Below are 12037 nucleotides of genomic sequence, written 5' to 3' on the forward strand. Positions count from 1 at the left end.
TCCGACCTTGTCGGAGCACCGGCCGCCTCCCCGAAATCCCCGCCATACCGATCGCTGCCTCCGAGGCCCTCAAAACGGCAACCGCGCAAAGGTCTCCACCATGAGGTTTAGTCGGCCGTGAAGAATCTCCTAATCTCTTGAGCGGGAGTCGGTTTTCCGGAGAGGACGATATTTGAGATTGCAAGCGCTGATCGGCAACGTCGTCGAGCGCCTTCTTGGCGACCAAGGCTACCGCGGCCACAATGCGCCACCAGAATACAAACTCAGGATGTTCACATCGGGCCAGAAGCGGCGGGTGACGCCCAAGATCAAACGTGAGTTGCGCCGGCGCTCGGCGATCGAGCCCGTCATCGGCCATCTCAAGTCCGAGCATCGAACGGGCCGCAACTAACTCTGGCCGGGCAGCAAGCTCTGTCAAGGCCGCAGCCGCCGCAGGTGGGGGCCGCAGGCCCGCCTTTACAGAGCTTCCTGATCGGCCAAAATCGCCGGGTACGTGGTTCTGTTTTGTAGCGCCGCCACTACTTGTCCCTCGTCACTCCGAGGAAGCATCGAGTATCCCGCTAAAAAGGTCCCAACGCGTGCCGGTCCAGCGCTGCAGCCTCATCTGCGTGTAGTTCATGTTGATTTTGTCGCTCGTATTGATGCTGATGCCGGGCAGCAGCGTCGGCAACGCCACATTCTTCAGGCTCTTCGCCTGCTTGATGATGCTCTCGCGGGACAGATCGTTACCGCACTGCTTGATCAGATGTTCGAGCAGCATGGCTTGCGTATAGCCGTACAGGATATTGGTGTCGGCGATATCGACGCCACGCATGTACTTGTCGATGAAGGTCAGATAGTTCTTCATCCCCTCGGTGTTGGCCCACTGCGCGTCGGTCGGATCCATCATGTTCGTGCCGACCATCATCCCGATCGACCTTTCAAGGCCTGCCGGTTTCAGGGTCGCGCCAATCGAACTCGAGGGGTAGTTCAGCAGGATCGCCGGCTGCCAGCCAATCTCGGCAGCTTTGCGAATGGCTTGCGCCGCGAATTTTGGCGTTCCCGCCAGCAGCAGCGCCTCGGCCCCTGAACTCTTCAAGTTCACGACGTGAGAATCCACCGTCGGATCGCTGATCTCATAGGGGATGGCGGTGACCTTCTTGTCGAAATCGCCTTTAAGGATCGCCTTGAACGCGTTGACGTAATCTTTGCCGAGATCATCGTTCTGATAGAGGATGGCATACTTGGCATTGGGCAGTGTCTTGGTCAGGAACTTGGCATAGATCTTTCCCTCGGTATCGTAACTGACTATGCTGGTCGTCGTCAGCGGAAAATCCGCCACATTCGTGAACTTGTTCGACCCCGAGACGATGCCGATGGCCGGCACGCGCTTCGACATCAGATATTTTGCCACCGCCGTATTACCGGGTGTGCCGAGCTGGCTGAACATGAAGGCAACCTCATCGCTTTCGACGAGCTTGCGAACATGCTCCACCGCTTTCGGCGGGCTGTAAGCATCGTCGTAGGCGATGTAATTTATTTTCCGGCCGTTTATGCCGCCGCGGTCGTTGATCTACTGGACATAAGCAAGAATAGCTCGGCCGATGATTCCGTACGGCGAGGCAGGTCCGCTGAAAGGAAAGACCCCCCAACCTTGATCTCAGACGGCGTCACCCCCGGCGCTTCAACGGCATACGCGGTTGACCCCAGCGCCAAAAGCATCAGTGCGAAAGCAGGCTTGAAATATCTGAGCATAGCGTCCTCTCGTTGCAGCATCCGCCGCATCGCGCGAAACACCGGAAACCACTTGTGCAGCTTGAGTGGCTATTTATGCGCATCCCGATAAGGAACACGACAAAGTCCCCCTCCAACTCAGCGGTAACGCGCTTTCGCAATCACCTTGGTTGGGTCGGGTTCTGAATCCAGACGGGCGGCTGGGACGGAAATAGTGTTCTGTACGTTCATTGCAAAGCACCCGAAAGGTACTGATGCGCCAGTTTCGAGCATCCTCTGTCCCCTTCTGTCGAGGCTTCAGGATACCGCTGGCGCAACGCCAAAGCTGCTCCGTCTGTTACCGGCGGCACGAACATGCGTTTGCAATATGGTAAGCGGGGGCTGCGACCCAGGTCTTGGGGTGGAGAGAACAGTCTTTTGGGACATACGGAACTGCAGTATTATTCTGCGGTCGCCCCTTGATCTCAACGATCGACGAGCTGGGAAGAGCGGAGGACCCGTGATGTTCGTGACCGCCGACGACTTATCGGCATTTCGCTTTTCAACTGAAGATATATCGCCTGGAGAGCGCCTTGCAGTCTACCGCGACCTGTTCCGCGACAAGCTCGCCAAATTCGATACCAAGGCTCTTGGCAACGAGTTCAGTTGTAATGTGTACGCGCGTGGACTGCCCGAACTTATGATCTTGCGCTTCGCGAGCACACCTGTTCGTGTGACGTGGACCCGCGAGCTAATCAAGAACCGCAATCAGGATGATCTCATCATCCTGGCATTGTTTAGGGGAGGAAGAGGCAACGTCTCCCAGCGTGGCCGTGAGGCGGATGTGGAGAATGGTAGCGCCATCCTGCTCTCCGGTACGGAGCCCCTCACGATGCTACGCACGAATTATACCTATTTCTCTATACCCAGAGCATCGCTTGCGCCACTTGTTGGCAATGTGGACCGGGCCTTGATGTCCTCTATCCCAGCAGACAGCGAGGCCCTCAGGCTACTTTCCGGATATGCCGATCTGCTCACCAGAGATACCGAGATCATGAGCCCACAGCTGCGCAGGCTTGCCGACGCTCACGGTCTGGACCTCGTTGCGCTCGCGATCGGAGCAACGCGCGACGCAGCCGAAATCGCACAGGGACGCGGATTGCGGGCGGCACGGCTAAGAGCCATCAAGGCTGATATTGGGAAGAATCTCGGCTCCGCCACCGTTAGGGCTGCCGCACTGGCGGCCCGCAATGGCGTGACACCGCGCTACATCCATAAGCTTTTCGAGAGCGAAGGGACTACGTTGTCACGGTTTGTGCTGCACCAGCGCCTTGTCCGCGTCCACCATATGCTTGCAAATCCTCGATGCGAAGACTTGACCATCGGCGCCATCGCCTAAGCCGCCGGGTTCACCGACTTGTCGACGTTCAACCGCGAATTCCGCCGCTACTACGGCGTAACGCCCTCCGACGTGCGGGCGGCTGCACGACACGAGCGCCGTTAGCGTTGGCGAGATACAGTTAGCACGCGCCGTCGTAATCGGTACTGGATCGTCATGCGCTCCGATTTTGACTGTTATCGGCACCTTCGAGAATATCGCTTGAATGAGGGCAACCATGGCAAAGGGCTCTGTTTTGTGCTTTCATCCTCGCTTCCGCTCCGCTTGTCGCGCTCGCCGCCGAAGACAAGATGGTGGTGCAGACCGGCACCATTAAATGGGGTCCGGCGCCTCCCAGCTTTCCACCCGGAATGCAGAGCGCAGTGATTTCAGGCGACCCAAGCAAGACCGGACCTCATGTCGTGCGCGCCAAGATACCGGCCGGCTACAAGGTCATGCCACACACGCATCCAACTGACGAGAACGTCACCGTCCTGTCAGGCACCGCATAATTGCCATGGGGGACAAGTTTGATGAAAAGAAAGGTGAGACCGCGCCCGCTGGTGGTTTTTTCACAGCCAAGCAGCGCATGCAGCATTACTTCTGGGTGAGCAGCCCAGCCATTGTCCAAGTGCATGGGCTGGGTCCATGCGAAATTACCTACGTGAACCCGGCGGACGACCCGCGCAACAAGAGCAGTGCGAAACGATGAGAGAACTGCTCTATGCGAACGATCTGCCCGGCTTCGGCGGGGCTTCTATTTCTCGAATATCCGCTCCTGGCCCTGGCGCTGTGAAAATGCGGCCGAGATAGTTTAACATCAGATTGGATCATCGATGCAGAGCCCTACCGACGACATCGTCTCCGGCATCATGGGAAAATGGGCAGCGGCGTTCAGCCAGCTGGAAGCCAAGGCGCTGGCCTCGCTCTATTCACGCAACGCATTCTTCTTCGGCTCGAACCCCAACTTCTACCGCGGTCGTGACGGTGTGCAGACCTATTTTGAGGCGCTGCCACGGTGGCAGTCCCCATACGTTGAATTCACCGATGTCAGGACAGCACAGGCGGCGCCCGACCTGATCAATGTCGCCGGCACGGCCACCTTTTACGTCGAAGAGGGCGCCGAGCCGCTGGTGGTGAAAATCACCTGGGTGATCGTCCGCGAAGACGGCGACTGGAAAATCGTCAGCCATCATGTCTCGTCGAAGACGCCGCTGATCAAGCAGTAGGCACTTCGAAAGAAGATTCATCCCGTTCTAGATGTCGTAATACAAATGGAACTCGTATGGATGAGGGCGCAGCCGGATCGGATCGACCTCTTTCTTCCGCTTGTAGTCGAGCCAGGTCTCGACCACGTCGGCCGTGAACACATCGCCGCGGAGCAGGAAGGCGTGATCGCGCTCGAGCGCGTCAAGCGCCTGATCCAGCGATCCCGGTGTCGACCTCACGTCCTTCGCCTCGGCGGGCGGCAAGTCATAAAGGTTCTTGTCGATCGGGCTGCCCGGATCGATCCGGCTGTTGATGCCGTCAAGGCCGGCCATCAGCATCGCGGCAAAGGCCAGATAGGGATTGCAGGAGGGATCCGGTGAGCGAAACTCAACCCGCTTTGCCCGGGGATTCGGCGAATACATCGGAATCCGGCAGCAGGCTGATCGGTTGCGCTGGGAATAGACCAGATTGATCGGAGCCTCATAGCCTGGCACCAGGCGCCGATAGGAGTTCGTGGTGGGGGCGCAAAGCGCGCACAGCGCCCAGGCGTGGGTCAACAAACCGCCGATGTAGTAGCGGCCGAGCTGGCTCAACTCGGCATAGTCGCCCTTGTCGTAGAACAGATTGGTCTCGCCCTTCCACAGGGACTGGTGAACGTGCATCCCCGAGGCGTTGTCCTCGAACAGCGGCTTCGGCATGAACGTTGCGGTCATGCCGTGCTCGCGGGCGGTGTTCTTCACCACGTATTTGTAGATCATCAGATTGTCGGCCATGCGGGTGAGTGTAGTGAAGTGCATGTCGATCTCGTTCTGGCCGCCGGTCGCGACCTCATGGTGATGGGCTTCGATCTGGATGCCGAGCTGTTCCATGGTCAGCACCATGTCGGTGCGGAGAGCCTGCATGCTGTCGGTCGGGGGAACGGGAAAATATCCCTCCTTGGGGCGCGGCTTGTGGCCCAGATTTGGCGCTTCGTCCTTGCCAGTATTCCAACTGCCTTCGCGGGAATCGATTTCGTGGAAGGCGTAGTTGATCCCCTGTCCGTAGCGCACGTCGTCGAACACGAAGAACTCCGCCTCCGGGCCGAAGTAACTCGTATCGGCGTGGCCGGTGCCCTTCAGGTTGGTTTCGGCTTTCTGGGCGATGTAACGGGCGTCACGGCTATAGGGTTGACCGGTCACGGGGTCGCGGATGTTGCAAATCAGGACCAGGGTCGATGAAGGGGAATACGGGTCGAGGAAGGCCGTGGTCGGGTCCGGCACGACCAGCATGTCGCTTTCCTGGATTTCCTGGAAGCCGCGGATGGATGAGCCGTCGAATCCAATGCCTTCGCTGAGAGCGTCGACACTCGCCGCACCCGGCGGGATGGAAAAATGCTGCCATACCCCAGGCAAGTCGGTGAAGCGCAGATCGATCATCTGCACCTTCTCGTCGCTGATCGCTTTCACGAGGTCTTCGGCTGTCGCACACTTCGGAAACATGGCTTCACTCCTGTCATGGAGAGGCGCATCGTGGAGGTCGTGCCGCCATTCAGCCGTGGCGAAGCGGCTTGCGACGGGTCTTGGACCACGTTCTGCGTTGCCGCGCCGGCAGCCTCAGCTTTGGTGCGGCCCGCGCATGAGCTTCATCGCGTCTTCGATATGCCGCCAGGTTCTGGCCAGTTCGGCCTCGCCTTTTGCCTCGAGTTCGATGGCGTTCTGGGCCGCTTCCGCAATGGCCTTGGGGCCATGCGCTTCCAGCAACTGCCGTGCATAGTCGTGGATTTCGGTTTCTCGCATGGGGTCATGCTCCTCTCGTTCTGAGCGCAACCGTGAATTCCAGTCGAGCTGAGAGCCGTAGACGTTGACACCTGGTCATGCGCGCACAGTGTGCATCCTGCTGCGGCGCACTTGCAAGAGCGGTTTCCGGGTGGTGGGCTGGCGGGATTGGAACGTGACGCCGGCCGCCTAGCAACCCCGGCAAATGCTGCGCAGGGACTTTGCGAGCTGGGCGTCGTCCGCCGTCATGGGCTCGTAGGGCTTTTGCTGCTCGGCCTGCCGGGCCTCGTTCGCCTTCTGCCGGGCCACACGCTCGATCTCCTGGCGCTGGTAGCACGCCTCGCGCTCGGCCCGCGCTTCGATGAAGCGGCATTGCTCTGGAGTGGCGGCATTGGCGTGAGAGGTGATCAAGATCGCCGCAGATAAAAGGCTGGCCGCAAGCTTCATGTCGCTTCTTTGTCCTGATTCCGGTTCAATCCAATAGCGTTCGACTGTAACGCCGGCCGGTGTGCATTTCCTCAGGTTTCTGTTTCCGTTCCGCTAGCGGCCACAATACAGCGTCCGGTAGTCTTGCGGTCTCCACGAGATCGTAAGGTGTAGGCTCGGTGGCGGAGCAAGGCGACACGTCGGGCCGAAAACGGGGCTATGCCGGCACCTGGCCGCCGCGCGCTGCGGCGCCGGTCGGTGGCATTTTGCCATCGCGTCCCGCGTTCTGGCCGCCGCTGATCGAAACCCTGCGTGCATGGGCGCGCGCGGAAGCCGGCGCCGGCCGCTTGCTGCCGTGGGTACCCGTCGCATTCGGCACCGGCATTGCCCTCTACTTCGCCGCCGATCATGAGCCGGTGCTGTCGGTGGCTGCCACTGTGGCGATCGCGCTGTGCGCGGTGGCGGTTCTGTTGCGGCGACAGAAATTCTTTCCCGCCGCGGTAATGATCGCGGCGGTCGCCGCGGGCTTTGCGGTCGCGACCTGGAAGACCGCGCGCATCGCGCATGGCGTGCTGGCGCGGCCGATGTTTTCGGTGTCAATGACGGGTTTTGTCGAGACGCGCGACATTCGCGAGCGCACCGACCGTTTTGTCCTTCGCGTCGTCACCATGGAAAGCGCGCGCGGAACGACGAAGCTGGAGCGCGTACGGCTCTCGGTAAGGAAGGGCACGGCGCCGCCGGTTGGGAGCTTCGTCGAGCTGAAAGCGCGGCTGTTGCCGCCGCTTTCGCCGGTGCGGCCGGGCAGCTACGATTTCAGCCGCGACATGTTTTTCGCCGGCATCGGCGCCTCCGGCTTCGCGATGGGCGCCGTCAAGATCGCCGAGCCGCCCGCCACGGGCGGCGGGCTCCGCCTGCGCTATTCGGCGTTCATGCAAGGCCTGCGCGATACGATCGATGCGCGGATCAGGACCACGCTGGAGGGCGACAAGCGCGCGATTGCGACCGCTCTGTTGACCGGGCGGCGCGATGCGATCTCGCCGCCGGTGAACGACGCGATGTTCATCTCCGGTCTCGGCCATGTGCTGTCGATCTCCGGCTATCACATGGCCGTCGTCGCCGGCGTCGTGTTCTTTGCGGTCCGGGCACTATTGGCGCTGTTTCCCGTGCTCACCGTCGGCTACGCGATCAAGAAGTGGTCGGCGGCGGCAGCCCTCGTTGCCGCCGCGTTTTATTTGCTGCTGTCGGGCGCCGAGGTTGCGACGCAAAGATCGTTCTTCATGACGGCCGTGGTGCTGATTGCCGTCATGGTCGATCGCCGCGCGATTACGTTTCGCACGCTCGCGGTCGCGGCCCTGATCGTGCTCACGGTCGCGCCGGAAGCGCTGGTGCATCCGAGTTTTCAGATGTCGTTTGCGGCGACACTCGGGTTGGTGGCGCTGGTGCAGATCGGCATGCCGCGCCTGTTCGCGACGGCGGATCATACCGCAACCGCGCGCGTGGCGCTGTGGGGCGGCCGCGAAGTCACCATGCTGCTGCTGGCCTCACTGATAGCGGGGCTTGCGACCACACCTTACGCGGCCTTTCACTTTCACCGGGTCACGCCTTACGGCGTGCTGGCCAACCTCGCGGCGATGCCGGTGGTGTCAGCACTGGTAATGCCGGCGGGCCTGTTCGGCCTCGTTGCGATGCCGTTCGGCTTCGATCGCCCGTTCTGGGCGGTCATGGGCGTCGGCATCGACTGGATGATCGTGGTCACGCAATGGGTCGCGGCGTTACCCGGTGCGGTCGGCCGGGTGCCGGCCTTCGGCATCGGCCCGCTGATTGCGGCAAGCCTCGGCATCATCCTGCTCGGCCTGTTGCGCACTCCGCTGCGCTGGTCGGGTGCGGCGCTGGTGCTGGCAGCGGCATTGTGGGCGGCGCGGGCACCGCAGCCGGACATCCTGATTTCCGCCGACGGGCGCAATGTCGGGGTCCGCGGCCAGGATGGCCGGCTGCACCTGATGCACGCGGCCAAGGGATCTCGGGACATCTTCCTTTTAAAGGAGTGGCTGGCGGCGGATGCGGATGCGCGGACGGCGGCTGACGCGTCGCTCACATCGGGCGTTTCATGCGACGATTTCGGCTGCGTCGTCCAATCCGCCGGTGGCGGCCTGATCGCGCAGGCCTTCAGGCCCGAGGCGCTGGCGGACGATTGCGAGCGCGCGGCGCTGATCGTGACGCTGCGGCAGGCCCCCGCAGCCTGTGGCGCTTCCGTTATCGATGCTGAACGGCTGCGGCGGCAGGGCGCGATGGCGTTGCGGCGCAGCCGGGAGGGATTTGTCGTCGATGCGGTCAAGCCGAGGGGCGTAGACCGCCCCTGGTCGCCGGTCATTGCTGACGAGAGCGAGGCCGACACCACCGTTCTTGCGCCGCGCATTGTGCCGCCCCGCGCGGTCGACGCCACGCCGGCCGAGGCAGATCTTCAGGCGGAGGAGTAGACGAGCGTCAGTGCTCGTCGACCGTGGGTTTGGCTGGTATTTCGAATGCACCGAGGTGGAATTCCTCCGGGGCATCAGGCGCCGAGGGCAGAGCGACCAGCGTGAACGACGCGTCGGGGAATTGCTGCCAGATTGCGAGATCTTCGGCCGTGATGGTGAGCCAGCCGTACCTGAACATGTACCGCCCGGGCTCAGTGACGCGCCCGGCTTTTTGCCACGTAACCTTGTTAACCACCGGCTGCCCCCTGCGGTGCCGAGTTCTGAAAAATGTACCACCATGATCCGCCGGCCTGGACCGGCGGATCATATGCGCGTGGGCGTTTATCCGGTCACGATCGATTCGGCCGTAGGTGCTTCCGTTACCTTTGGCGCACGTTCGCCACCGGTCTGGACCACCGGCAATTGCAGCACGGTCGCGCGCTGGCCTTCGCAAAGCTGCGTCACCAGCACATGGCTTCCATCGGGAAATTCGATCGCGTCATGATGACGGTCGGATATATGGGGGTCGATTTGATTGAACTTGCCGACCCGCCAGTCGGTGGTTCGAGTCCAGATCCACCGGTTGTCGTATTTGACGTCCTCAGCGAACGCCAGTTCGGTGCCGGGAAGCATGCAGACCGCCACTGCAGGCTCGCGTTCCGACGCAAAGCCGCGGGTCGATGTACCGCGGAATGTCGTTGTGATCAGCGTCTCGCCGACCTGGGCAGGCCGCGTAGCCACAGCATGCAGGCTATAGTCACACATCGGATGGCTCCCTCGTTTGAGATAGCTGACCCGTGTCTAGAAGGAGGCACAGGCCTCTATCAGAGTGGACATGGCGCAGAGCCTTTTCTTCTTTCTGGGCAATTCTGCGACTGGCGCACTGCGCCACATTCACAAACGCGCTAACGTGCCTTAGTTCCACACGCGCAACAAAAAACCCCGGCCGAGGGCCGGGGCTGGCTTTCGTCACGGCGCCGGAGCGCATAACGGGTCAGTATTTGCGGTACAGCCCGATCAGCTTGCCCTGAATCCGGACCCGGTTCGGCGGCAGGATGCGGACTTCATAGGCGGCGTTGGCCGGCTCGAGCGCAATCGAGGCGCCGCGGCGGCGGAAGCGCTTCAGGGTGGCCTCTTCCTCGTCGATCAACGCCACCACGATATCACCGGTGTCGGCGGTCTCGTTGCGCTGGATCAGCGCCATGTCGCCGTCGAGGATGCCGGCATCCACCATGGAATCGCCGCGCACTTCGAGCGCGTAATGCTCGCCGGAGCCGAGCATGTCCGGCGGCACGCTGATGGTGTGGCTGCGCGTCTGCAGCGCCTCGATCGGCGTACCGGCGGCAATCCGGCCCATGACAGGCACAGCGACTGGGCGATTGCCGTCGTCCTCGGCGGCCGGCGCGCTCACCGTGCGCTTGCCGAGCGTGCCCTCGATGACGCTCGGCGTGAAGCCGCGGCGGCCGTTGGCGGCGGCAGCGAGCTCGGGCAGCTTGATGACTTCGATGGCGCGGGCGCGGTTGGGCAGGCGGCGGATGAAGCCGCGCTCCTCCAACGCCGTGATGAGGCGGTGGATTCCGGATTTCGAGCGCAGATCGAGCGCATCCTTCATCTCGTCGAACGAGGGCGGCACGCCGGCCTCTTTCAGCCGTTCATTGATGAAACGCAGAAGTTCATACTGTTTGCGCGTAAGCATCGCGAGCAATCCCCCGGTTGGCGTCGTCTCGTTCCGAATCTTTAGCGCCCAGATCGTGGAGTCCCCAAACTCTCAACCAAAGACACTAGCAGTCGAAACAAATCATGAACGGACACTATATGTTCGATATGTGTTCCGCAACCATTTAATTTGAGGTGAACGCATTGCGGTTCCGGTCCAAGGTGCTGTTGGAACGCCGTTCGTCATTCCGGCAGCCGGAGCAACTCGCAACGCGATCCCTTTGCGGCAGCCGGCGCGAACGGCGGACGTATCACAAGTGCCCGTGCCGCAGCGAGATTCCCTGATAGTGACGAGTCCTGATGGTTCACCGGCACGGCGACCAGCGTGCCGTCGTCGCGGGCTTCGAGGCGAGCGCGAAGATAGTCTTCGCGCTGGTCGTTGGCGGCGAGATCGCAGCCGAGCAGGGCGTTTTCGCGCGGATGATTGACGTGGTCGCGGCCCGATAAGGCGCGAATCAGCGGCACCAGAAACAGGAAGCCGCAGACATAGGAGGAGACGGGATTGCCGGGCAGGCCGATCACCCGCATCGCGCCCAACCTGCCGTGCATCATCGGCTTGCCTGGCCGCATCGCGATCCGCCAGAACGCCATGGCGACGCCCTCGGCCTCCAGCGACCGCTTGACGAGGTCGTGGTCGCCGACCGAGGCGCCGCCCACGGTGATCAGGACGTCCGCGTCGGCGTTGCGGGCACGGCGGATGCCCTCCGTGGTGGCGGCGACGGTGTCGGCGGCGATCCCGAGGTCGATGATTTCTGCGCCCTCGGCTCGCGCCAGCGCTCGCAAGCCGTAGCCGTTGGAATAGACGATCTGGCCGGGGCTGGGGGTTGCGCCTGGCATCACCAGTTCGTCGCCGGTCGCCAGCATCGCCACTTTCGGGCGGCGGTGCACCGCAAGCTCCGGGTAGTTCATGCCGGCGGCAAGCGAGAGATCGCGGTCGGTGAGGCGGCGCCCGCGTTTGAGGAGGACGTCGCCTTCGCGGAAATCAACGCCCGCTGGGCGGATATGCCGTCCCGGAACGGCAGCTTCCGTGATGGTGATATGATCGCCCTCGATGGCAGCGTCTTCCTGGATGACGACGGCGTCTGCGCCATCGGGGATCACGCCGCCGGTAAAGATCCGCACCGCTTCGCCTGGGCCTACCTTCCGCTCGAACGGGCGGCCGGCGGCGACCTCGCCGATCACCTTCAGCCGTGCGCCGACATCGGCGGCGTCGGCCGCGCGCACCGCATAGCCGTCCATCGCCGACATCGCCTGCGGCGGCTGCGTCCGCCGCGCGGCGACGTCGCGTGCGAGAATGCGGTGATACGCTTCATCGAGCGCCACCATTTCTTCGGGCAGCGCCGCTGCGCCGGCAAGGATCGCGGCAAGCGCATCGGCAACCGGCATCAAGGCCACGCTGGCACTCC

The 12037-nt window shown here is 62.2% G+C and carries 11 protein-coding genes and 3 pseudogenes; 6 read left to right on the top strand and 8 right to left on the bottom strand.

The window, feature by feature from the left end:
- Positions 1–178: 178 nt before the first annotated feature.
- Positions 179–388 (top strand): annotated as a pseudogene (locus tag IVA95_RS24635) (IS5/IS1182 family transposase); the annotation flags it as partial.
- 144 nt (positions 389–532) lie between these two features.
- Here the strand turns inward: IVA95_RS24635 and IVA95_RS24640 are convergent.
- Positions 533–1734 (bottom strand): annotated as a pseudogene (locus tag IVA95_RS24640) (ABC transporter substrate-binding protein).
- 481 nt (positions 1735–2215) lie between these two features.
- On the opposite strand from IVA95_RS24640, the gene IVA95_RS24645 reads away from it, so the two are divergent.
- From IVA95_RS24645 to IVA95_RS24660, 4 genes and pseudogenes are all read left to right on the top strand, one after another.
- Positions 2216–3091, top strand: a complete 876-nt coding sequence (locus IVA95_RS24645) for an AraC family transcriptional regulator (protein WP_247512862.1) — start codon at positions 2216–2218, stop codon at positions 3089–3091.
- 12 nt (positions 3092–3103) lie between these two features.
- A pseudogene (locus IVA95_RS24650) lies at positions 3104–3196 on the top strand (AraC family transcriptional regulator); the annotation flags it as partial.
- 391 nt (positions 3197–3587) lie between these two features.
- Positions 3588–3782 (top strand): hypothetical protein, encoded by a 195-nt coding sequence (locus IVA95_RS24655; protein ID WP_247512863.1) that lies wholly within the window; start codon positions 3588–3590, stop codon positions 3780–3782.
- Positions 3783–3906: 124 nt separating this feature from the next.
- Entirely contained in the window at positions 3907–4299 is a 393-nt protein-coding gene (locus IVA95_RS24660; protein ID WP_247512864.1) for an SgcJ/EcaC family oxidoreductase, read from the top strand.
- Between the two features lie 27 nt (positions 4300–4326).
- Here IVA95_RS24660 and glnA read toward each other — a convergent pair whose 3' ends face one another.
- The 3 genes from glnA to IVA95_RS24675 all read right to left on the bottom strand — a co-directional run bounded on the left by glnA (position 4327) and on the right by IVA95_RS24675 (position 6480).
- The gene (glnA, locus tag IVA95_RS24665) at positions 4327–5757 is read right to left on the bottom strand and encodes a type I glutamate--ammonia ligase (RefSeq protein WP_247512865.1); all 1431 of its coding nucleotides are present in this window, start codon (positions 5755–5757) and stop codon (positions 4327–4329) included.
- Positions 5758–5871: 114 nt separating this feature from the next.
- Positions 5872–6054 (bottom strand): hypothetical protein, encoded by a 183-nt coding sequence (locus IVA95_RS24670; protein WP_247512866.1) that lies wholly within the window; start codon positions 6052–6054, stop codon positions 5872–5874.
- Between the two features lie 168 nt (positions 6055–6222).
- Complete coding sequence (locus tag IVA95_RS24675) at positions 6223–6480, bottom strand: hypothetical protein (RefSeq protein ID WP_247512867.1); 258 nt, start codon at positions 6478–6480, stop codon at positions 6223–6225.
- 158 nt (positions 6481–6638) lie between these two features.
- Here IVA95_RS24675 and IVA95_RS24680 point away from each other — a divergent pair, with 158 nt between their 5' ends.
- Entirely contained in the window at positions 6639–8936 is a 2298-nt protein-coding gene (locus IVA95_RS24680; protein WP_247512868.1) for a ComEC/Rec2 family competence protein, read from the top strand.
- 7 nt (positions 8937–8943) lie between these two features.
- Here the strand turns inward: IVA95_RS24680 and IVA95_RS24685 are convergent, their stop codons facing one another.
- The 4 genes from IVA95_RS24685 to glp form a co-directional block, all read right to left on the bottom strand.
- Positions 8944–9171 carry a hypothetical protein gene (locus tag IVA95_RS24685; protein WP_028345854.1) on the bottom strand — a complete coding sequence of 76 codons (228 nt, stop codon included), beginning with the start codon at positions 9169–9171 and terminating at the stop codon, positions 8944–8946.
- Between the two features lie 86 nt (positions 9172–9257).
- Positions 9258–9680, bottom strand: coding sequence for a hypothetical protein (locus tag IVA95_RS24690; RefSeq protein WP_247512869.1), 423 nt, complete (start codon positions 9678–9680; stop codon positions 9258–9260).
- 229 nt (positions 9681–9909) lie between these two features.
- Positions 9910–10611, bottom strand: coding sequence for a transcriptional repressor LexA (gene lexA / locus IVA95_RS24695; protein ID WP_213250281.1), 702 nt, complete (start codon positions 10609–10611; stop codon positions 9910–9912).
- A gap of 203 nt (positions 10612–10814) precedes the next feature.
- Positions 10815–12026 carry a gephyrin-like molybdotransferase Glp gene (glp, locus tag IVA95_RS24700; protein ID WP_247512870.1) on the bottom strand — a complete coding sequence of 404 codons (1212 nt, stop codon included), beginning with the start codon at positions 12024–12026 and terminating at the stop codon, positions 10815–10817.
- Positions 12027–12037 lie beyond the last annotated feature (11 nt).

Source organism: Bradyrhizobium sp. 157 (genome assembly GCF_023073815.1).
In the GTDB taxonomy this organism is placed as follows: domain Bacteria; phylum Pseudomonadota; class Alphaproteobacteria; order Rhizobiales; family Xanthobacteraceae; genus Bradyrhizobium.